The following is a 21,624-nucleotide window of genomic DNA, read 5'->3' as shown; positions in this document are numbered from 1 at the left end:
ACGTGCGAATTATGGGGCGTATTTGCAGAACACCACACTAGCGGCCAAACCGGTCATCCAGATTGACAGCTTTGGCCATTGCCGCGGCGCAGACGCGGCGCGAACATCGTCGCACCGATGGTTCCACTCCAAAAACAACAAATCAGGAGTCCGACGATGCGTGATTACGCCGAGGCCGCTCGTGCGTTCGACCCTGCCCAGGCCGCCCGCGCGGCGCTGCACGGCAACCTTGAAGCCCTCAACGCCTGTGTCGAGTGCTGCGACCGACACATGGGCCGCGACCAGCCTGCCCTGGTCTGGGAAGACCGTGATGGCAACGGCGGGCACTATACCTTCGAACAACTGCAGGCCCTGGCCGCGCGCTTTGCCAATGTTCTCAAAAACCACGGGGTGCGGGCAGGTGATCGGGTTGCCGGGCTGATGCCACGTACCCCCGAACTGTTGGTCACCATCCTGGCCACCTGGCGCCTGGGCGCGGTGTACCAGCCGCTGTTCACCGCCTTCGGGCCCAAGGCGATCGAGCATCGCCTGGCGCAGTCCCAGGCCAAGGTGGTGGTCAGCGACCGGCACAATCGCCCCAAGCTGGACGAGGTGCAGGGCTGCCCGATCCTGGTTACGGTCGGCGCGGCTGCTGGTGAGCTGGACTTCCACCAGGCGCTGGAGAAGGCGGACAGCGTCTGCGCGCCGGTCATGCGCCGTGGCGACGACCCCTTCCTGCTGATGTTCACCTCCGGCACCACCGGCCCTGCCAAACCGCTGGAAGTGCCGCTGCGCGCCATCGTCGCCTTCCAGGGCTACATGCGCGATGCAGTTGGCCTGCGTGCGCAGGACAACTTCTGGAACCTGGCTGACCCAGGCTGGGCCTATGGACTGTACTACGCCGTCACCGGGCCGCTGTCCCTGGGCCACGCCACCACGTTCTACGATGGGCCGTTCAGTGCCGAAAGCTGCGCGCGGGTCATCGCCAAGCTGGGTATCACCAACCTGGCCGGTTCGCCCACGGCCTTCCGCCTGCTGATCGCCGCTGGCGAAGCCTTCTCGGCCCCGATCAAGGGTTGCCTGCGGGTGGTCAGCAGCGCCGGTGAACCGCTCAATCCCGAGGTGATCCGCTGGTTCGCCGATGAACTGGGGGTGACCATCCACGACCACTATGGCCAGACCGAACTGGGCATGGTGCTGTGCAACCACCATGCCCTGGAACATCCGGTGCAGCTCGGTTCGGCCGGCTTCGCCATCCCTGGCCATCGCATCGTGGTGGTGGACGAGCAGGGCGTCGAGCTGCCCGCGGGCCAGCCGGGCATCCTCGCGGTCGACCGCGAGCAGTCGCCGCTGTGCTGGTTCGGCGGCTACCACGGCCTGGCGACCAAGGCTTTCGCCGGCAAGTACTACTTAAGCGGCGACACCGTCGAGCTGAACCCGGATGGCAGCATCAGTTTCGTCGGCCGCAGCGACGATGTGATCACCACCTCCGGCTACCGGGTCGGGCCGTTCGACGTCGAGAGTGCCTTGATCGAGCATCCGGCAGTGGTCGAGGCGGCAGTGATAGGCAAGCCCGACCCGGAGCGCACCGAACTGATCAAGGCCTTCGTGGTGCTGGCCGGGGGCTTCCCGGCCAGCGCCGAGTTGGCAGAAACCCTGCGCCAGCACGTACGCCAGCGCCTCTATGCCCACGCCTACCCGCGTGAATTCGAATTCGTCGGCGAGCTGCCCAAGACCCCGAGCGGCAAGCTGCAACGCTTCATCCTGCGCAACCAGGAAATCGCCCGACAACAAGCCGCGCAGCCGATCGCTGCGGGCGCCTGAAGGAAGCACACCATGCATATCCAAAACAAACACTTCATCGTCAGCGGCGCGGCCTCGGGCCTGGGCGCCGCCACCGCGCACATGCTGATCGAGGCCGGCGCCAAGGTCATGCTGGTCGACCTCAACGCCGCCGCCGTCGAGGCCAAGGCCGCCGAACTGGGCGCCCATGCCCGCTTCACGGTAGCCGACATCAGCGACGAACAGGCCGCCAAGGCGGCGGTCGAGGCTGCCGTCGGCGCCTTCGGCAGCCTGCACGGGCTGGTCAACTGCGCCGGTATCGTCGGTGCCGAAAAGGTGTTGGGCAAGCACGGCCCGCACGCCCTGGGCAGCTTCGCCAAGGTGATCAACGTCAACCTGATCGGCAGCTTCAACCTGCTGCGCCTGGCTGCCGCGGCCATGGCCGAAGGGCCGGCGGACGCGCAGGGCGAGCGCGGGGTAATCATCAATACCGCGTCCATCGCCGCCTATGACGGCCAGATCGGCCAGGCCGCCTACGCGGCATCCAAGGGCGCCATCGCCAGCCTGACCCTGCCGGCTGCCCGCGAGCTGGCGCGCTTCGGCATCCGCGTGATGACCATCGCCCCGGGGATTTTCGAAACCCCGATGATGGCTGGCATGACCGACGAGGTACGCGCTTCGCTGGCCGCCGGGGTGCCGTTCCCGCCACGCCTGGGCCGGCCGCAGGAATACGCGGCGCTGGCCTGCCATATCATCGAGAACAGCATGCTCAACGGCGAGGTGATCCGCCTCGACGGCGCGCTGCGCATGGCTGCCAAATAAGGAGAGATGCACATGACCCTCGCCAATGATCCGATCGTCATCGTCAGTGCCGTGCGCACGCCCATGGGCGGCCTGCAGGGCGACCTCAAGAGCCTGACCGCGGCGCAGCTGGGCAGCGCGGCGATCCGCGCCGCCGTCGAGCGCGCCGGCATCGATGCCGCCAGCGTCGAAGAAGTGCTGTTCGGCTGCGTGCTGCCCGCCGGGCAGGGCCAGGCACCGGCGCGCCAGGCGGCCCTGGGGGCCGGGCTGGGCAAGCACACCACCTGCACCACGCTGAACAAGATGTGCGGCTCGGGCATGCAGGCGGCGATCCTGGCCCATGACCAGCTGCTGGCCGGCAGCGCCGCCGTCATCGTCGCCGGCGGCATGGAGAGCATGACCAACGCGCCCTACCTGCTGGACAAGGCCCGCGGTGGCTACCGCATGGGCCATGGCAAGATCATCGACCACATGTTCATGGATGGCCTGGAAGATGCCTACGACAAGGGCCGGCTGATGGGCACCTTCGCCGAGGACTGCGCGCAGAGCGGCGCTTTCAGTCGCCAAGCCCAGGACAACTTCGCCATCGCTTCGCTGACCCGCGCCCAGGCGGCGATCAAAAGCGGCCGTTTCGCCGCCGAGATCGTCCCGGTGGAAGTCACCGAGGGCAAGGTGACGCGCGTCATCAAGGATGACGAGCAGCCGCCCAAGGCGCGCCTGGACAAGATCCCGCAGCTCAAGCCGGCCTTCCGCGAAGGTGGCACCGTCACCGCGGCCAACTCCAGTTCCATCTCCGACGGTGCGGCTGCGCTGGTGCTGATGCGTCGCTCCGAGGCCGAGAAACGCGGCCTCAAGCCGTTGGCGCTGATCCATGGCCACGCGGCTTTCGCCGATACCCCGGCGCTGTTCCCCACCGCGCCGATCGGCGCCATCGACAAGCTGCTCAAGCGCACCGGCTGGAGCCTGGCCGAGGTGGACCTGTTCGAGATCAACGAGGCCTTCGCCGTGGTCACCCTGGCGGCCATGAAGCACCTCGACCTGCCCCATGACAAGGTCAACATCCACGGTGGCGCCTGCGCCCTGGGCCACCCGATCGGCGCCTCGGGCGCACGCATTCTGGTGACCCTGCTGTCGGCCCTGCGCCAGAACAACCTGCGCCGTGGCGTGGCGGCTATCTGTATCGGCGGTGGCGAAGCGACTGCCATGGCCGTCGAGTGCCTGTACTGAGGTGAACCATGCTGGTAACTGAAGAGCAACAACAGATCGCCGATGCCGTGCGCGACTTTGCCCAGGAGCGGCTGAAGCCGTTCGCCGAGCAATGGGACAAGGCGCACCGCTTTCCGAAGGAGGCCATCGAAGAGATGGCCGCCCTCGGTCTGTTCGGCATGCTGGTGCCGGAGCAGTACGGCGGCAGCGACACGGGTTACATAGCCTATGCCATGGCCCTGGAGGAGATCGCCGCCGGTGACGGCGCTTGTTCGACGATCATGAGCGTGCACAACTCGGTGGGCTGCGTGCCGATCCTCAAGTTCGGCACAGAGGCGCAGAAACAGCAGTTTCTCGCGCCGCTGGCCAGCGGCGCGATGCTCGGCGCCTTTGCCCTCACCGAACCCCAGGCCGGCTCCGATGCCAGCAGCCTGAAGACCCGCGCCCGGCGTGACGGCGAGCACTACGTGCTCAACGGCAGCAAGCAGTTCATCACCTCGGGGCAGAATGCCGGGGTGGTGATCGTCTTCGCCGTCACCGACCCCGACGCCGGCAAGCGTGGTATCAGTGCGTTCATCGTGCCCACCGACTCACCGGGCTACCAAGTGGCACGGGTCGAGGACAAGCTCGGCCAGCACGCCTCCGATACCTGCCAGATCGTCTTCGACAATGTACGGGTGCCGCTGGCCAATCGCCTGGGCGAGGAAGGGCAGGGCTACAAGATTGCCTTGGCCAACCTCGAAGGCGGGCGCATCGGCATTGCCTCGCAGTCGGTGGGCATGGCCCGCGCCGCGTTCGAGGTGGCCCGCGACTACGCCAACGAGCGGCAGACCTTTGGCAAACCCTTGATCGAGCACCAGGCCGTGGCCTTCCGCCTGGCCGACATGGCAACCAAGATTGCCGTGGCCCGGCAGATGGTGCTGCACGCAGCGGCATTGCGCGATGCCGGGCGCCCAGCGCTGGTGGAAGCCTCGATGGCCAAGCTTTTTGCCTCGGAAATGGCCGAAAAGGTCTGCTCGGATGCCTTGCAGACCCTGGGCGGTTATGGCTATCTGAGCGACTTCCCGCTGGAGCGGATCTACCGCGATGTGCGGGTCTGCCAGATCTACGAAGGCACCAGCGACATTCAGCGCATGGTCATTGCGCGCAATCTTTGAAGGAGCAGTCTGCATGGCATTCGAAACCATCCTGTTGGACATCCACGGCAAGGTCGGGCTGATCACCCTCAACCGTCCCCAGGCGCTGAACGCCCTGAACGCGCAGATCGTCGGCGAGATCAACCAGGCCCTGGACCAGCTCGAGCGTGATCCGAACATTGGCTGCGTGGTGCTGACCGGTTCCGCCAAGGCCTTCGCCGCCGGTGCCGACATCAAGGAAATGGCCGAGCTGCAGTACCCGCAGATCTACGTCGACGACCTGTTCAGCGACGCCGACCGCATCGCCAACCGGCGCAAGCCAATCATCGCCGCGGTGTCCGGCTTCGCCCTGGGCGGTGGTTGCGAGCTGGCGATGATGTGCGATTTCATCCTCGCCGCCGACAATGCCAAGTTCGGCCAGCCGGAAATCAACCTGGGCGTGCTGCCGGGCATGGGCGGCACCCAGCGCCTGACCCGCGCGGTGGGCAAGGCCAAGGCCATGGAACTGTGCCTGAGCGGTCGCCTGATGGGCGCCGAGGAGGCCGAGCGGGCAGGTTTGGTGGCGCGTATCGTGCCGCAGGCCGAGCTGCTGGAAGAGGCGTTGAAGGTGGCCGCGACCATCGCCGGCAAGTCGATTCCGGTGAGCATGATGGTCAAGGAAAGCGTCAACCGCGCCTTCGAAGTGACCTTGAGCGAAGGCGTGCGCTTCGAGCGGCGGGTGTTCCACGCCGCGTTCGCCACCGAAGACCAGAAGGAAGGCATGGCGGCGTTCATCGCCAAGCGCGAGGCGCAGTTCAAGGACCGTTGAGCCCGGCGGGGCGCTGGCAGGCCAGCGCCCCTTGGGTATCACAGGTTGAAGAAGTAAGCGCTGGCGGCTGCCGCGGTAATCGGCGCGCGGTAGACCTCGGTGGTCGTGCCGTTGGCCTCGGTCACCTGCTGGCCGGCGACATGGCGTTGAGCCAGGGTCTTCAGGTGCCCGGCAGTGAAGTCGAGCTTGGCAGCCTCCAGGGTCGGGTAGTGGAAGTGGGCATACCACAGCGCCTTGCCATCATGGCTGATGCTGTATTCGTCAAGGAAGTCGGCAGGGCGCCCCTTGACCCTGGCCAGGCGTACCCGGGGCCCGACCTGCGCCAGTTGCACCTGGCCTTGCTCGATCAACAATTGCACCTCGCTCATGCGCGGCCGCTGTGTCAGGGCTGCTTGCATCCGTAGCTGGCCGGCCTTGCCTTGCAGTTCCTCGGCCAAGGCACGCAAGGCTTTGGCGGTGCCCTCGGCGTCCAGCCCCTTGACGCCTTCGTCGGTGGCATTGTCCTGGGTCAGGCGTGCTTCGATGGCGTCGACCTGTTCGAGCAAACGCGCCTGTTGATGGAGGATGGACTCTTCGATCTCCACCGGCAGGTAGCGGTTGCCCGCTTGCTGGACGTTCGCCAGCTCCTTGCGCGCCGTGCTCATCAACCCTGAGCTGTCTTTCAACAGGCGTTTGAGGCTGCGCTCGCTGTAGGGTTGCGTGACCTTGGCGGGCTTGAGCTCCACCCAATTGCCCTGCTTGAGGTGATAGGTTCGCGTCGGGGTCTTGCTGTCCGGGCCTGGCAGGTCGACGGTATTGGCATCTTCCGCGCGAGGTTCTGCCAGCAGCACCCCGTGTTCGGCAGTTTCGATCAACCCAGGCACCTTGCTGCGCAGTTGCGCCAAGGTACGCACGGGTGGGTAGTCCGGCAGCTCCTTCAGGTCTCGTGTGACGTCGGCGAGGATTTCATCCAGCTCGCTTTGCAACTGCTGGGCGGTTTGCCGCGCGGCATCGCCTTCGGTCAGCTCGATCAGGTTGCCCAGTTGGCGGTTGGCGACCTCGAAGTGCCCCTTGATACTGTGCAGCAGGCGCGTGCTGACTTCGGGGTCCGGTTGCGCCAACTTGAACAGTTTGGCGCGCTGGGCGATCCCCAGCTCTATGTTGTCCCAGAACCGGTCGCGCCAGTAGGGTGCATCGCCTTGCAGGCGGTGGACCAGGGTCATGCGATTGAGCAGCCCCTCCAGGCGCAGAAAACGCAGGACCAGCGCCCGCTCGGCATTGGCTGTCACCGTCGCGGCCAGGTCTCGCCATTGGCTTATCTCAGGAAAGCGTGGGCCCGCCAGCTTGCCCAGTTCGTCCTGGCATTGGCGCAGGAGCCTGTTGTTGTCGGTCATGCGCTCGAGCAGGGGGGCCAGGTTGTCCAGGCGCTGGGTGACGCTGCGCACGTCGGCCGTGCCAAGTGGCTGGCCTTGCTGTTGCTGCCGGGCAATCTGCAGCAACTGGGCACGGTTGGGCTGATAGCGCTGGTACAGGATCTTGTGCAGCACGCGTTGGCAGAAACTGACGTTATACACGGCATAGGCATGGACTTTTCTGAAGTCCTTGACCACCTGCAGCGCATTACGGGTCTTGAGGTGTTCGAGGTGATGTTCCCAGAAGCTGGAAACCGCGCTGATGCGCTCCTGGCATGTGCCCAGCACGCTGTCATCGGTCGTGGCGCTGGTGAGCCCCTCGAGGGTGGTCATTTCCCGGAGCTTGGCCGGGATGAGCGCTTTGTCGGCCCTGATCACGTCGTTGGCGGCACGCAGGGCGTCCTGCTTCTCCAGTTGGAGCCTGCGAAGCTGCTCCGACAGTGGCATGCCACCCTTCAAACCAAGCCTGAGGTCGAGCTGCCAGGCCCCTACTTCATTGACGTGCAACCAAGGGCCGGGGGTCTGGTCCGCGCCGACAATGCGCAGGCTCTGGCGCGCTTGGTTCTGCTCGACTTCATAGACCTTGCCCTCGAACACCGTGTATAGCGCGGCGCCGTGCAGGTAGAGCCCCTGGAGCTCGCCAGCCGGTATTGGCGAACCGAGGTCTGCGGCGCGGATCTTAGCTTGTAGCTGCTCTAGCGCTTGGCGCTGTGCCGGGCTGAGCGTGCGGTTGGGGCGCGACCAGCTGAAATCGATGAGCGTCGCGTGAGCAGTGGTCACCTCGGGGCTGGCAACTTCGGACACCCTGGGCAGCTGAGGCGGCGCAAGGGGTGAACCTGCGCGCGCCTGCTCCAGGCGTAGCCGGAAGAGCGAATGGGAAAACAGCAGCATGGCGATGTTCACCAGCAGGTCGACCATGGCCAGCCGGTGTTCGCTGGGGGCACGCTGGCTGTCGGATGTGATGAAGCGGGCCAGGGCAATTTCCATCTGTGCCAGCCAGGCAACCTTGCCCAGGGTGCTGCCGGCCAGCGGCAACAAGGTGTTGAACAACAACCAGCCGAGCGCCTTCCAGCTGTTCCAGCGGGTTTGCGAGGTACTGACGGCCTGCGCCTCGAAGCGCTCGATGGACTCGTTCACGCAGGCCAGGTAGAGCGCCTGGCCCACATCCTCCTCGGCAGGCGCCAGCGCAAGGCTCACTGGCGCGGGTGTGCCAAACGGCACGGCGCTGGTGTCGTCCAGCGGCGCGAACAGGTGCGGTTCGAGGAACCCGCCGTGGGCATAGAAGCGCCGATCCTCGGCCGGCAGACGCTGCAGCAGGTCGTCCTGCAACTCCCCCTCTGTGCTGAGGGCGACGAACAGCGCCAGGCGGTCGCTGAAATACAGCAGCGACGCCTCATGCAGGGGCCGATACAGCAGGCAAGCCTCGCCGTTGGGTGCCTGGGCCTCGATGAGCCAGGTATTGCGAGGATAATCCGCCGCCGCCCCCGGGTATTTGACCAAGCCCAGCGGGCGCATGACCCAATTGGAATCCGTCATCGAAGGCGTGGACGAGAACACCTGGCTGACATGGTCGACGATTTGCCTGTCGGGGATCTTGCCTTGCAGGTGCAGCGCCATGGCCAGCGCCGGTAGTTGTGCCCCAAGCTGTGCCTTGAGCAGTTGCTGGCGCTGCTGCCGTTGGGCCATGTCATCGAGCAGCTCGTGCCGCAGCAAGGCTGGGTAAGTGGTGGCGATGTCCAGTTCGCTGATGAGCGTGCGCAGGTAGCCCTCGGTCATCCACGCGGGCAAGGGATCGGCAGTGGTGGAGGTGAGCGTTACCCGTCCTGGCTTGAGCAGCCCAAGGTTGCCAATGGCCAGCTGCGCCAGGCTGAACGCCACTGGCGTTACCTCGCCACTGGTCACCAGCGAGCCTTGCACCGGTGCGGCGGCCGCGGTGACCTGGTAGTTGGTGACACGGACCTGCTCGGGGTTGCAGGCAGCATCGGGATGGTCGGCCGCCAGGCGCCGGGCCAGTTGCTGGTTGGCGTATGCCTCGGCGGTAGGCACACCGTCCAGCCAGAAGCGTCCCTTGGCCTCCTGATAGCGTTGCGCGACATCGATCAGCAGGGTGCTGTAGTGCATCAGGGGGCGGCTGGGCGCATTGCGCAACCAGTCGGGCAGGTGCGCCGAGAGGGAGCGGCGCTGGGCCTCCTCGATATCGCTGCACAAGTCGACCATGGAGGTGAAACGGTCTATGTCCAGGCTCAGGGTGATCGCATCGAGTGCGCTGTGATAGCGCCCGGCGAGGGTTTCGATGACGCATAACTGCTGGTTCAGCAAGCCCAGCGCCTGGTCCTCGAACACCGAGGATGCGACGGGTGTGAGGTCAATGCGCAGTGGGGTCTGCGGGGTAGTGCTGGCGTGGTAGCGGGCGATGGTCTGCAGCAAGTCCTGGCGTGAAGCGAAGCGCAACAGCTTGCCGCTGAGGGTGTAGAGCAGCGTCAGGTCACGCGCCGGCTCGCCATCGGCGTGCTCGATGAGCACAGCGCTGGCCAGGTCCACGTCGAGGTTGCTGTTGTTCGCATAATCGACCCGCAGGCCAGAAACAACGAGGCCCTTGGCATTTGGCCAGGCATTGCGTTGGGCCGCTTCGGGATAGGCATGCAGCAACTTCGCGGTCGCCAGGGCGAGTCCAGGCAAGCTGCCGGCTGCGTGGTGCGTGTCGATGGCGTTTTGCAGTTGGGCGCGCAGATGGTTGGCGTACCACTGCCATGGGGTTTCGCCGCTGCTGTCGAACAGGCTCCAGTATCCGGTCAGTTGCTCTTGGTAAACGGTGAGCAGCAAAGGTCCTGCCTGGTTGATGAGCAACTCGACCTCATGCAGGTCGATGGCCACGGGGGTATCGTCGTCCGGGCGGGCAATCAGGACGTCGGCGCCCACTGTCAGGTTCAGGGTGCTGCGCCGGCAGTAACGCTCGACCAGTACTTGCGCCAGCGGCCGGGTATAGATGTGGTCGGTTTGCGCGTGGCGCGTTTTCAGGAACAGGTTCAGCGGGTCGTACTGACGGCTCAGGTGGTGTCGTTGCCACTGGTCGAAGAGCAGGTATGCGGCGGTGTCCAGCAAGGTCGGGCGATCGTTGAAACGTTTGGCGACCTTGCAGTCGAGGCGGCTGAACTGGGCCAGGCGTTGTTGCAGGTTGTCGTTCATGGCAGTGGCCTGTGGGGGACGGAGCCCCATCACACCCGGTTGTGCCGGCTGGCGTGCGCTAGCCAACTACCACCCTCTCGCCACGGCGCCCACCGCTGGCCAGACAAGGCGACATTTGTTGCGGCATATTGCCTGGCCGCGCCTACCAGGCGCGCAGCACTGGGCAAATACGACACCAGCGGGCGGATTCCTGCTGATTTCGGTCAAATCGGCCGTCATTTCTGTTGCCCACTGCCGCTTGGCGCCTTAGACTTCCGCCCCCTGTAAAAGAGTGCCACTTGGCGCTTGAAGAATTCCGCCGCTGACGCCGCCGCGTCGGTGGCACCCGAATCGCCCATATGCACATTTTTTCATAGAGAAATCGATGACCAAGGAACAGTTGCTGGCCATGTCGGCCGATGACTACATGAACGCCGAACAGCTCGCGTTCTTCACCGCGCTGCTGCAGGCGATGAAAGTCGAAACCCACGAGCGCATCGAACTGAGCCGCACTTCCATCGAAAGCCTGGACAGCCCGTCGGACCCTGCCGACGTGGCGTCGGTGGAAGAGGAGCGCACCTGGCTGGTTAACGCCATCGACCGCGACCAGCGTCTGCTGCCGCAGCTGGAGATGGCCCTGGACCGCATCAGCGATGAAAGCTTTGGCTGGTGTGACGACAGCGGCGAGCCGATTGGCTTGAAGCGCCTGCTGATCAGCCCGACCACCAAGTACTGCATCGAAGCCCAGGAGCGTCACGAACAGCTCGACCGCCACCAGCGGCAGATCTGATCCAACGCCTTGCCCAAGGCCCCACGGAGCGATCCCTGGGGCCTTCGTGTTTTCTTGTCTTGCATCAAGCGTGGTCGCCTTGTGCCTGAGGGCGCTTGGATAATGGCGTTATAGTGGCGTTTAATGACGTCACAATAACGACATGCGGATGGACCACGAAGATGATGCGAGAAGGATCTCTGTCGACGGTAGAACCCGTGCCTGCGCGAGCCCTGAGCGGTATCGCCCTGGTGCAGGGGCTGGCGGTGTGCGCGCTGCTGACAGCCATGGCCTACGCTGGGCTGGCCTTGTACCTGGCCATACCCTTGGCGTTGCTGGTGCTGTGGCTACCCCATGGGCGACGCCCGCGGCCGGTACAGGCGGCACCGGCGCAAGGGCAGAGCGGCGAGCTGCTGCAGGAGCTGGCGCGCGGTACCAGCCACAACGCCCTGTCGGCGGCGGCGGTGGCCCACTCGGTGCAGCAATTGGCGGCTCGGGTGCAGTCGCAACTGGGCGCCGCCCAGGAGATCGTCGGCAGCGCCGAGATCATGATCAGTACCGAACAGGTCACCGCCCAGCTCAGCCAGCAAGCCCTGGAGGCCGCCCGCTCGGCCCATGGCAGCAGTGTGGCGGGCAGCGTGGTGCTTGCCGAGTCGATCCAGCGCATGCGTGACCTGAGTGCACGGGCCAGTGCCAGCCGCGAACTGATCGAGGCGCTGCACCAGCGCAGCGAAGACATCGCCCGGGTCACCCTGGTGATCCAGGCCATCGCCAGCCAGACCAACCTGCTGGCCCTCAACGCTGCCATCGAGGCCGCGCGGGCCGGTGAGCACGGCCGTGGCTTCGCGGTGGTCGCCGACGAAGTCCGTGGCCTGGCTGGGCGCACCGCCAGTGCCACCGAGGAGGTGGGGCAGATGGTGGCGGACATCCAGGCGCGCACCGCCCAGGTCGTGGCGCAGATTCGCGGGCTGGCCGATGACCTTGGCCAGGGCGTCGAGCAAGTCGAGCACACTGGCGGGCAATTGGCGCATATCGCCGAGCTGGCTGCCAGCGTCGAAGGGCAGGTGGGTGAGATCGCCGAAGGTACGCAGACCAACCAGGTGCAGCTCGATACCTTGTTCCAGGCCGTGGCCCAGGTGCGCAGCGACCTTGAAGTCAGCGACCAGCAGACCCGGCGCCTGGCCAAGGCTGCGGTGCAAATGGAGGGGCAGGTCGAGAACCTCAGCGAGCGCCTCGCCGAAGTCGGGCTGGATGCCTATCACCAGCGGGTCTTCGAGCTGGCCCAGGAGGGCGCGCGGCAAATCGGCGAGCGCTTCGAGGCCGATATCGAGCAGGGGCGGATCTGCCTTGACGACCTGTTCGATCGGCACTATCGGCCGATCCCCGGCATGCAGCCGCCGCGCTTCAGCACGCGTTTCGATCAGTACACCGACACGGTGCTGCCGCAGATCCAGGAGCCGCTGTTGCAGCATGACGGGTTGGTCTATGCCATCGCCTGTACCCAGCAGGGCTATGTGCCCACCCACAATAACGCCTTCAACCAGCCGTTGACCGGTGATGCGCAGCACGACACCGCGCACAACCGCAGCAAGCGCACGTTCGACGATCGTACCGGCAGCCGCTGCGGCAACCACCAGCAACGGGTGTTGTTGCAAACCTATACCCGCGATACGGGTGAACTGATGCATGACCTGTCGGTGCCGATCTTTGTCCTGGGGCGGCACTGGGGTGGGCTGCGCCTGGGTTATCGTCCGGAACCGGGGCTGGATTGACCTCCCTTTGTTGCCCTGGCTGCAATACAGCTGTACTGGCAGGCGCTTTTATTTGCTCCCGGCAGGCCGTATCATGCGCACATCGTTAGGTTGCTAATTAAATTCCGGAGGGGATGATGAATAGCCGAGTCGATGTGGCGGTGATGATCGGTAGTGGTGTACCGCAGTCGTTCCAGGCGCTGGGCAGACGGCTGTGCTGGGTGGTGCTGGTCGATGGCGAACGCCGCGGCACGGCATTCGCCAGCCGCGACGAGGCGCTGGAGTGCCAGGCGGCCTGGCAGGCGCAACTGGCCAGGTGCCACGCGGCCTGAGATTCAGCGTTCGAAGTGGCGAGCCAGCTCGCAGGCATCCTCGTGGCGCTGGCGAAACCCTCGCACCCGACCGGTGTCGCGTTCGGCGATATGATAGAAGGCAATACCGGCGGGAATGACGATGTAACGGGGTGTTCCCAGACACGAATTGTTGCGTGCCTCTCGACGGATTTCAGTGTTTTCGTGCATATTCGTTCCCCTGTAATGCGCGACTGAAGCTCAGCGGCCCTTTCTGGCGAAAGCGGTGACACTGTTTGTCGCATCCTTTCTGGCCTTTTTACTGTCAGACATTACGTTTCCTATTACGGAATCATGCCGAAGCTTACTTCGCGCCGCCTTGCAGTGGCTGGGTGAACCCTTTCCCGGTTGCGCGCAAGGTTTGCCGCGCGGATGCTTCGTTGCCTGGTTTCACGGCCCTGCGGGCCTGACTTATAAGTGGCAGCCACCTGACGCGACAGGCGTATGTGGCGTGGCCGGTTGCAATCGATGTGAGGAGCCTTTCATTGGCAGTCAGTACTCTGGATACCCATGCCCTGTTCGCCTTGGGCGACTTGCGCGCCAAGTTGGTCAAGCTGTTCCATGGGCGTTTCATCTATGTCACCGAGCAGAACCCGGAAGGCCTCTACATGGCCGAGATCGACACCGATGAGGCGATGGTGGTCGATGACAAGCAACGCCTGGAGCTGAAGGTGGGTGACCACTTTCGCGCCGCCGTGCTGCCCAGCCGCGAAGGCGGCAAGCTGGAACTGCGTTTTCGCGAGATCAAGTTGAACGTCTACGGCCAGGGCGATTACGCCTTTGTCTCGGTGCCCGAGGGCGACGGGATCGTGTTTCGCGATGGCCACGGCGTGATGCTGGTATTCGCCGCGCAGCAACAGGTGCAGGAAGGCTTGGGCAAGTTGCTCAAGGCGGTGACCGGCAAGGTCGCCAAGTGGCGCAAAGGCGAGCTGACCACCTTCAAGGCCAGCGAGTGAGCGAGTCCCGAGCGGACTTTCACCGGCAGTATCAGGCCCAGGCGATCCAGGAGGCCGAGCGGCTGCTGGCGCGGCGTGATGCATTGCAGGGCGCCTGGCTCGACTGGGTGGCGGGTGAGCTGTATCGGCTCAAGCCCGCGCCCTATGCGGCGATGGTGCGGCGTGAGCTGCAGCGTTTGAGCCAGGCCTGATCAGCCCTGAAATTCCAGTTTGCGCGTACCGCTCATGGCTACCATTCAGGGTTATCACTTCAGTTGCCGCGGTCGCGTCCGCTGCTGACTTCTTCGGGTACCGCTTCGCCCGAGGTGCGCTTGCGAAACAGCGCCGCCCGCGCCAGCAACAGCGTGGTGACCGGCACGGTGATCGACAGCAGGATCGGAATCAGCCAGGCGTGCAGCACCGGGCTTTGCTTGAGCAGCGAAAAGTACAGGATCGAGGCCAGGGCCACGCACCAGGCGCCGATGGTCGAGGCCAGCGCGGGCGGGTGCATGCGCTGGAAGAAGTCCTTCAGGCGCAGCATGCCGATGGCACCGACCAGGGCGAACAGGCTGCCCAGCAACAACAGGGCAGAGACCAGCAATTCCAGCCAGAACGGCAGTTCGACGGTTTCAGTCATTCGATCACCTCGCCACGCAGCAGGAACTTGGCCAGGGCGAACGAGCCGACAAAGCCGAACAGGGCGATCAGCAGCGCGCCCTCGAAGTAGGTATCACTGGCGTAGCGAATGCCCAGCACCAGCATCATCAACATGCCCAGGATGTACAGGTAGTCCAGCGCCAGCACCCGGTCCTGGGCGGATGGCCCGCGGAACAGCCGGATCAGCGCCAGGCCCATGGCCAGGGCGAAGATGAACAGGCTGGCGAGGACGGCATTGGCAAGCAGGCCGCTCATTCGAAGATCTCCATCAGCGGGCGTTCGTAGGTGTGCTTGAAGTGCGCGATGAAAGCCGCCTCGTCTTCCAGGTCGAATACATGCAGGAGCAGTACGCTGCGGTCCAGTGCCAGCTCCGACCAGACCGTGCCTGGCACCACTGTGGTGATCATCGACAAGGCTGCCAGCCCGTGGGCATCGCGCAGCGCCAGCGGGATGTGCACGAACGCCGAGCGCGGCGGCGTACTGCCGGCGCGCAGCACGCCACGGGCCACCTGCAGGTTGGAGAGGATCACATCGGCACCGACCCGGCAGATCAGCCGGGCGATCGTCAGGGGGCGGCGGACGTGGGCATGCTGCGGGCGCAGCGGCGCCATCAGGATTGGCGCCAGCACCCCTAGCGCGGCAGCCAGCAGCAGGTTGCCCGGGCTCATCGACAGGTTCAGCAGCAGCCACAGGGCGAATAGCGCCAGCGACAGCAGCGGCGCGGGGAACAGGCGGTTCATGGCGTCACCTCGACGCTGGCGGTGGTCGGGCCGGGCTGCGGCCGGGTCGCCATCACCGCTTCGATGTAGCGGTCAGGTGCCTGCAGGTTGGCGGCGGTGTCCTGGGTATAGCGCAGCAGCGGCTCGGCCTTGAGGCTGAAGAAGATGCACAGGCCCAGGAGCATGACGATGGGCAGGCACTCATAGCGGCGCAGCACCGGCGAAGGCCGCTCTTCGGGCTTCCAGAAGCGTTGGATGCCGACGCGGCCGAAGGCGATCAGCGAAGCCATGCCCGAGAGAATCAGCAGGCCGACCAAGGCCCAGCCCGCCGCGCCCAACGGTTGCTCGGGGGCGATGCCCAGGCCGTTGGGATTGAACAGCGCGCTGATCAGGTTGAGCTTGCCGATGAAGCCCGACAACGGCGGCATGCCGATGATCAACAGGGCGCAGGCAATGAAGCTCAGGCCGAGGAAGGCCATGGTCCAGGGAATGATCTGGCCGATCACCGCCTTCTGCTCGTCGTCGAGGTTGATGCCCTTGGGTGGGTGCAGCGACTCGAGCGGTGAGGGCATGACATCTTCTTCGTCATCCAGCGGCGCCTCGTTGGCCGAGCGCGAACGTTCGACCAGCTCGGCCAGCAGGAACAGCGCGCACAGTGCCAGGGTCGAGCTGGCCAGGTAGAACAGCGCGGCGCCGGTCAGCACCGCTTGGCCGAAGCCGATGGCGGCCATCAGGGTGCCGGCCGAGACCAGGATGCTCAGGGCCGCCAGGCGCTCCAGGCGCTGGGCGGCGAGGATCGAGGCCGCGGCCACGGCAAGGGTCGCCAGGCCGCCGTACACCAGCCATTCGCCGCCGAACTGCGCCGAGGCCCCGGCTTGGCCGGAGAACAGCAAGCTCCACAGGCGCAGCACGGCGTACAGGCCGACCTTGGTCATGATCGCGAACAGCGCGGCCACTGGTGCGCTGGCCGAGGAGTAGGCCGGCACCAGCCAGAAGTTCAGCGGCCAGATCCCGGCCTTGGCCAGGAAGGCGATGGCCAGGATCGCCGCGCCGGCGTGCAGCAGGCCGCGGTCGGCCTCGGGGACCAGTGGCACCTTCAGTGCCAGGTCGGCCATGTTCAGGGTGCCGGTCACGCCATAGAGCATGGCCGCGCCCACCAGGAACAGCGACGAGGCGAACAGGTTGATGGCGATGTAGTGCAGGCCGGCCTTGACCCGCGCGCGCCCCGATCCGTGCAGCAGCAAGCCGTAGGAGGCTGCCAGCAGCACTTCGAAGAACACGAACAGGTTGAACAGGTCGGCGGTGAGGAACGCACCATACAGGCCCATGAGCTGGATCTGGAACAGCGCGTGGAAGCTGGCCCCGGCACCATCCCAGCGGGCGCGGGCGAACAGCAGCGCGCTGCTGCCGACGATGCCGGTCAGCACCAGCAGCAGCGCTGAAAGGTGGTCGACCACCAGCACGATGCCGAACGGCGCCGGCCAGTTGCCCGGCAGGTAGACACCGATGGACTCGGCCTGGCCCTGGGTACGCACCCAGGTCAGCAGGGTGATGGCGATGCCGAGCCCGGCGAAGGTGGACAGCAGGTTCAGCCGCGCCTTGAGCCAGCGGTGCTTCTCGCCGATCAGCAGCATCAGCGCCGCGGTGATCAGCGGCAGCAGGATCGGGGCAATGATCAGTTGACTCATCCCGCTCATTCTTCACGCTCCCGACCGTCGACGTGGTCGGTGCCGGTCAGCCCGCGTGACGCCAGCAGCACCACCAGGAACAGTGCGGTCATGGCAAAGCTGATGACGATGGCGGTAAGCACCAGCGCCTGGGGCAGCGGGTCGGTGTAGTGCAGCAAATCCTGCGGCACGCCGTCCTTGATGATCGGCTCGCGGCCGATGAACAGGCTGCCCATGCTGAAGATGAACAGGTTGACGCCATAGGACAGCAGGCACAGGCCCATGATCACCTGGTAGGTTCGTGGGCGCAGCACCAGCCAGACCCCGGAGGCGGCCAGCACGCCGATGGCGACTGCAATGACTTCTTCCATCAGGCGGCTCCTGCTTGGCTGGATTTGCCGGGATTGCCCGGGCGGTAGGCGCGTACCGACTGGTGCGCCAGGGCGGTGAGGATCAGCAGGGTCGAGCCGACCACCACGGTGTACACGCCGATGTCGAAGAACAGCGCGCTGGCCACGTGCACGTCACCTAGCAGCGGCAGGTGCAGGTGGGCGGTGTGGGTGGTCAGGAACGGGTAGCCGAGCAGCATCGCCCCGGCGCCGGTGAGGGTGGCGCAGAGCAGGCCCGTACCCATCCAGCGCAGTGGGCGCAGGCTCATCTGTGCCTCGACCCACTGGGTGCCGGCGACCATGTACTGGAGGATGAACGCCACCGACATCACCAGGCCGGCGACGAAGCCGCCGCCCGGCTGGTTGTGGCCGCGCATGAACAGGTACATCGATACCAGCAGGGCGATCGGCAGCAGCAGGCGCACCAACGCGGCCGGCACCATCATGAAGCCCAGCGCGGTGTCGGTTGCGTGGCGCGGGTTGACCAGGTCGGTGACCACGTCCGGTGCCAGCTGCCGCTGCTGGGCTGGCAACTGCATGCTCTCCTTGGGTGGGCGGAAGCGGCGCAGCAGGGCGAACACGGTCAGGGCCACGGCCACCAGCACGGTGATCTCGCCGAGGGTGTCGAAGCCGCGGAAGTCCACCAGCATCACGTTGACCACATTGGTGCCGCCACCTTGCGGCAGGGCGCGGCTGAGATAGAACGAGGAGATGTCGTTCGGCGTTGGGCGGGTGAGCATGGCGTACGACAACAGCGCCATGCCGCCTCCCACCAGCACCGCCAGCACCAGGTCGCGCAGGCGCCGCAGGCGCGCGCGGTCCTGGCTGCCGGGCAGCGGCGAGACGCCTTCGATACGCCGTGGCAGCCAGCGCAGGCCGAGCAGGATCAGCACGGTGGTCACTACCTCGACCGCCAGCTGGGTCAGGGCCAGGTCGGGGGCGGAGAACCAGACGAAGGTGATGCAGGTCATCAGGCCGCAGACGCCGACCATGATCAGCGCCGCCAGGCGGTGGTACTTGGCCTGGTAGGCGGCGCCAATGGCGCAGGCAATGGCGATCAGCCACAGCGCGACGAACACGCCGGATCCAGGAATCTTCGGCCGGTCGCCCCAGCTCAGGCCGCTGTACAGCAGCGGCACCAGGCCGGCGATGAAGGCCGCCAGCACCAGCATGAACAGCTGGGTCTGCAGGCGGCGGGTGGTCAGCAGCCGTTCGAGGTGACGGGCCAGCAGCATCAGGCGGACCAGGCCGTGTTCGAACAGGCGCTTGCCGTTGAACCGCTCGATCAGCGGCGGGTAGGGGAAGCGGCCGCGTTGCAGCTGCTTGCGCAGCAGCAGGTAGAGGACGATGCCGCCGCACATGGCGATCAGGCTCATGATCAGCGGGGCGTTCCAGCCGTGCCAGATGGCCAGGCTGTACTCGGGCAGGGTGCCGCCCACCACCGGCAGGGCGGCGGCGGCCAGTAGCGGGCCGACCGATTGTGCCGGGAAGATGCCGACCACCAGGCAGGTGAGCACCAGCAGCTCGACCGGTGCGCGCATCCAGCGCGGCGGTTCGTGGGGGGTGTGCGGCAAGTCCTGGGCCGGCGGGCCGAAGAACACATCGACCGTGAAGCGCAGCGCGTAGGCCACGCTGAAGGTCCCGGCCAGGGTGGCGATCACCGGCAGCGCGGCCTCGACCCAGGCGGTGGAGCTGATGAACACGGTCTCGGCGAAGAACATCTCCTTGGACAGGAAGCCGTTCATCAATGGCACGCCGGCCATCGAGGCACTGGCGACCATGGCCAGGGTGGCGGTGAACGGCACCAGTCGGAACAGGCCGCTGAGGCGGCGGATGTCGCGGGTGCCGCTTTCGTGGTCGATGATCCCCGCGGCCATGAACAGCGAGGCCTTGAAGGTGGCGTGGTTGAGGATGTGGAACACCGCGGCCACGGCGGCCAGCGGACTGTTCAGGCCCAGCAGCAGGGTGATCAGGCCCAGGTGGCTGATGGTCGAGTAGGCCAGCAGGCCCTTGAGGTCGTTCTGGAACATCGCGGCGAAGGCGCCGAGCAGCAAGGTGGCGGCGCCGGCGCCGCCGACGATCCAGAACCATTCCTCGCTGCCCGAGAGCACCGGCCACAGGCGCGCGAGCAGGAACACCCCGGCCTTGACCATGGTCGCCGAGTGCAGGTAAGCCGAGACGGGGGTGGGCGCCGCCATGGCATGGGGCAGCCAGAACTGGAAGGGAAATTGCGCGCTTTTACTCAACGCGCCGAGCAGGATCAGGGGCAGCAGCACCGGGTACAGCGCATGCTGGCGGATGGTGTCGCCGGCAGCCAGGACCTTGTCCAGGTCATAGCTGCCGACCACATGGCCGAGCAGCAGGGCCCCGACCAGCAGGCACAAGCCGCCGGCCCCCGTGACCATCAAGGCCATGTAGGCACCGCGGCGGGCGTCGGCGCGGTGGTGCCAGTAGCCGATCAGCAGGAACGAGAACAGGCTGGTCAACTCCCAGAAGAACACCAGCTGGATCAGGTTGCCGGAGATCACCAGGCCGAGCATGGCGCCCATGAACGCCAGGAAGAACGCGAAGAACCGCGGCACCGGGTCTTGTGGCGACATGTAGTAGCGGGCGTACAACGACACCAGGGTGCCGATGCCCAGCACCAGCAGGCTGAACAGCCAGGCGAAGCCATCCATGCGCAGCACCAGGTTCATGCCCAGGCTGGGCAGCCATAGCAGCTCCTCGCGAATGACCCCGCCGTGGGCGACTTGCGGGTACAGCAACGCTACCTGGACGGTGCCGACCAGGGCCACGAGCCCGGCGAGAATGGACTCGGCGTTACGTGCGTTGTGCGGCAGGACAGCCGCCAGGCAACTGCCCACGAAGGGCAGAAGCAATAGCACAATCAATGACATAGCGTTCTGTTCTGGAGAAGTTTGCCAAGGATCATACGTGCCGGTTGGTTGATCACCAACACGCAAGCGGTTGCAGGATCCTACAAATGTGCTGTGACACGCTGTTTTTTTATAACAGTTTTTTACAAAGCATAGCGGCTGAGCGCGCGCCCGTGGGGCTGCTTTGCAGCCCATCGCCGGCAAGCCGGCTGCCACAGGTCTGGTTCAAGGCATGAGGCTGCTGGGGTGCTCGTGGGTCTACAGTCCCGCCTCGCGCTGACGCGGCTCATCGTCCTGCAAGGCGTCGGCTGGATCCTGACGGCGAATCTTCAACTCACTCACCACCACGGCCAGCACGATCAGCAGGCCGCCGATCAGGGCCACGCCTGGCAGGCGCTCGCCGGCAATACGCCCGACAATCCCGGCCCATACCGGCTCGCCGGCATAGATCAGCGTGGCGCGGGTCGGCGAAACCGACTTCTGCGCCCAGTTCATCGCCACCTGGATCACCGCGCTCATCGCCCCCAGGCCCACGGCGCTGGCTACCAGCAGCCAGGAGAAATCGGCAATGCGCTCCTGGGTCGGCACGATCATCAGGAACGCCAGCGCCGAGGCGGTGGCCAGTTGCACCACGGTGACCCGACGCACGTCCACCTTGCCGGCGTAGCGGCTGATCAGGATGATCTCGCCGGCGATCGCCACGGCGCTGACCAGGGTCACCAGTTCGCCCTCGCTGAAATGCAGCGAGCCGCCCTCGGGGCCGGCCAGCAGCATCAGGCCGACGAACGCCAGGCCGATGCCGATGCTTGGCATCAGCCCCGGGCGACGCCCCAGCACCAGCCATTGCAGCAGCGGCACGAATGGCACGTACAGCGCGGTGATGAAGGCCGACTGGCTGCTGCTGATGGTTTGCAGACCCATGGTCTGCAGGCCGTAGCCGAGCATGATCGACACGCCGATGAGCAAACCGGCCTTGAGCTCGGTGAAGGTCAACCCCGCCAACGAGCGTGCCGAAACCAGCCCGACGAACAGGGCGGCGGCGGCGAAGCGCAGGCCGACGAAGAACATCGGCCCGCTGACGGTCATGACGTTGTGCACGATGAGGAAGGTGCCGCCCCAGAGCATGGTGATGAACACCAGCACCAGTTCGGCCTTGCTCAGGCGGAAGGTGACGGCGGCGGTGTGGGGGGCGCTCTGGCTCATGGTCTTGCGTGCTCGGAAGGGGCGGCGCACAATTCGCCGC

19 protein-coding genes are annotated in these 21,624 nt (G+C 65.7%); 10 read left to right on the top strand and 9 right to left on the bottom strand.

Annotation, left to right across the window (positions count from 1 at the left end):
• The first annotated feature begins 156 nt into the window (after positions 1 to 156).
• Genes KSS95_RS19095 through KSS95_RS19075 form a run of 5 tightly spaced genes read left to right on the top strand, consistent with a single transcriptional unit; the run spans position 157 to position 5,712 of the window.
• Positions 157 to 1,803, top strand: coding sequence for an AMP-binding protein (locus KSS95_RS19095; protein ID WP_217848705.1), 1,647 nt, complete (start codon positions 157 to 159; stop codon positions 1,801 to 1,803).
• Between the two features lie 12 nt (positions 1,804 to 1,815).
• Positions 1,816 to 2,583: an SDR family NAD(P)-dependent oxidoreductase gene (locus KSS95_RS19090; RefSeq protein WP_217848703.1), complete on the top strand. Its 768-nt coding sequence runs from the start codon at positions 1,816 to 1,818 to the stop codon at positions 2,581 to 2,583.
• Positions 2,584 to 2,595: 12 nt separating this feature from the next.
• A complete protein-coding gene (locus KSS95_RS19085) occupies positions 2,596 to 3,789 on the top strand; it encodes an acetyl-CoA C-acyltransferase (RefSeq protein WP_217848702.1) in 1,194 nt (397 codons plus the stop codon).
• 8 nt (positions 3,790 to 3,797) lie between these two features.
• Positions 3,798 to 4,925, top strand: coding sequence for an acyl-CoA dehydrogenase (locus tag KSS95_RS19080; protein WP_217848700.1), 1,128 nt, complete (start codon positions 3,798 to 3,800; stop codon positions 4,923 to 4,925).
• Between the two features lie 13 nt (positions 4,926 to 4,938).
• Positions 4,939 to 5,712, top strand: coding sequence for an enoyl-CoA hydratase (locus KSS95_RS19075; protein WP_217848698.1), 774 nt, complete (start codon positions 4,939 to 4,941; stop codon positions 5,710 to 5,712).
• A gap of 38 nt (positions 5,713 to 5,750) precedes the next feature.
• Here KSS95_RS19075 and KSS95_RS19070 read toward each other — a convergent pair whose 3' ends face one another.
• A complete protein-coding gene (locus tag KSS95_RS19070) occupies positions 5,751 to 10,289 on the bottom strand; it encodes a hypothetical protein (protein ID WP_217848696.1) in 4,539 nt (1,512 codons plus the stop codon).
• Positions 10,290 to 10,653: 364 nt separating this feature from the next.
• Between KSS95_RS19070 and KSS95_RS19065 the strand changes: the two genes are divergently transcribed.
• The 3 genes from KSS95_RS19065 to KSS95_RS19055 all read left to right on the top strand — a co-directional run bounded on the left by KSS95_RS19065 (position 10,654) and on the right by KSS95_RS19055 (position 13,120).
• Complete coding sequence (locus tag KSS95_RS19065; protein WP_134692618.1) at positions 10,654 to 11,058, top strand: TraR/DksA family transcriptional regulator; 405 nt, start codon at positions 10,654 to 10,656, stop codon at positions 11,056 to 11,058.
• Positions 11,059 to 11,219: 161 nt separating this feature from the next.
• On the top strand, positions 11,220 to 12,809 hold the full coding sequence (locus KSS95_RS19060) for a methyl-accepting chemotaxis protein (protein WP_217848694.1): 1,590 nt from the start codon (positions 11,220 to 11,222) through the stop codon (positions 12,807 to 12,809).
• Positions 12,810 to 12,925: 116 nt separating this feature from the next.
• Complete coding sequence (locus tag KSS95_RS19055) at positions 12,926 to 13,120, top strand: hypothetical protein (protein ID WP_217854036.1); 195 nt, start codon at positions 12,926 to 12,928, stop codon at positions 13,118 to 13,120.
• A gap of 3 nt (positions 13,121 to 13,123) precedes the next feature.
• Here the strand turns inward: KSS95_RS19055 and KSS95_RS19050 are convergent, their stop codons facing one another.
• Positions 13,124 to 13,309, bottom strand: a complete 186-nt coding sequence (locus KSS95_RS19050; RefSeq protein ID WP_217848692.1) for a hypothetical protein — start codon at positions 13,307 to 13,309, stop codon at positions 13,124 to 13,126.
• A 314-nt stretch (positions 13,310 to 13,623) separates the two neighbouring features.
• Here KSS95_RS19050 and KSS95_RS19045 point away from each other — a divergent pair, with 314 nt between their 5' ends.
• Both KSS95_RS19045 and KSS95_RS19040 read left to right on the top strand, forming a co-directional pair.
• Positions 13,624 to 14,094 (top strand): hypothetical protein, encoded by a 471-nt coding sequence (locus tag KSS95_RS19045; RefSeq protein WP_217848690.1) that lies wholly within the window; start codon positions 13,624 to 13,626, stop codon positions 14,092 to 14,094.
• Positions 14,091 to 14,285: a hypothetical protein gene (locus KSS95_RS19040; RefSeq protein ID WP_217848688.1), complete on the top strand. Its 195-nt coding sequence runs from the start codon at positions 14,091 to 14,093 to the stop codon at positions 14,283 to 14,285. The genes KSS95_RS19045 and KSS95_RS19040 overlap by 4 nt, the downstream gene beginning before the upstream one ends.
• 59 nt (positions 14,286 to 14,344) lie before the next feature.
• Here the strand turns inward: KSS95_RS19040 and KSS95_RS19035 are convergent, their stop codons facing one another.
• The 7 genes from KSS95_RS19035 to KSS95_RS19005 form a co-directional block, all read right to left on the bottom strand.
• Complete coding sequence (locus tag KSS95_RS19035) at positions 14,345 to 14,710, bottom strand: Na+/H+ antiporter subunit G (RefSeq protein WP_217848686.1); 366 nt, start codon at positions 14,708 to 14,710, stop codon at positions 14,345 to 14,347.
• Positions 14,707 to 14,985, bottom strand: coding sequence for a K+/H+ antiporter subunit F (locus tag KSS95_RS19030; RefSeq protein WP_186660462.1), 279 nt, complete (start codon positions 14,983 to 14,985; stop codon positions 14,707 to 14,709). The genes KSS95_RS19035 and KSS95_RS19030 overlap by 4 nt, the downstream gene beginning before the upstream one ends.
• Positions 14,982 to 15,470: a Na+/H+ antiporter subunit E gene (locus KSS95_RS19025; protein WP_217848684.1), complete on the bottom strand. Its 489-nt coding sequence runs from the start codon at positions 15,468 to 15,470 to the stop codon at positions 14,982 to 14,984. The genes KSS95_RS19030 and KSS95_RS19025 overlap by 4 nt, the downstream gene beginning before the upstream one ends.
• Positions 15,467 to 17,146 carry a monovalent cation/H+ antiporter subunit D gene (locus KSS95_RS19020; protein ID WP_217848682.1) on the bottom strand — a complete coding sequence of 560 codons (1,680 nt, stop codon included), beginning with the start codon at positions 17,144 to 17,146 and terminating at the stop codon, positions 15,467 to 15,469. The genes KSS95_RS19025 and KSS95_RS19020 overlap by 4 nt, the downstream gene beginning before the upstream one ends.
• Positions 17,143 to 17,487, bottom strand: coding sequence for a Na+/H+ antiporter subunit C (locus tag KSS95_RS19015; RefSeq protein WP_134692628.1), 345 nt, complete (start codon positions 17,485 to 17,487; stop codon positions 17,143 to 17,145). Before KSS95_RS19015 ends, KSS95_RS19020 begins: the two co-directional genes overlap by 4 nt.
• Positions 17,487 to 20,402 (bottom strand): monovalent cation/H+ antiporter subunit A, encoded by a 2,916-nt coding sequence (locus KSS95_RS19010; protein ID WP_217848680.1) that lies wholly within the window; start codon positions 20,400 to 20,402, stop codon positions 17,487 to 17,489. The genes KSS95_RS19015 and KSS95_RS19010 overlap by 1 nt, the downstream gene beginning before the upstream one ends.
• A gap of 237 nt (positions 20,403 to 20,639) precedes the next feature.
• Entirely contained in the window at positions 20,640 to 21,584 is a 945-nt protein-coding gene (locus tag KSS95_RS19005; RefSeq protein ID WP_217848679.1) for a DMT family transporter, read from the bottom strand.
• Positions 21,585 to 21,624 lie beyond the last annotated feature (40 nt).

This window comes from Pseudomonas muyukensis, from assembly GCF_019139535.1.
In the GTDB taxonomy this organism is placed as follows: Bacteria; Pseudomonadota; Gammaproteobacteria; order Pseudomonadales; family Pseudomonadaceae; genus Aquipseudomonas; species Aquipseudomonas muyukensis.
This window is presented reverse-complemented; position numbering and strand designations above follow the sequence as displayed.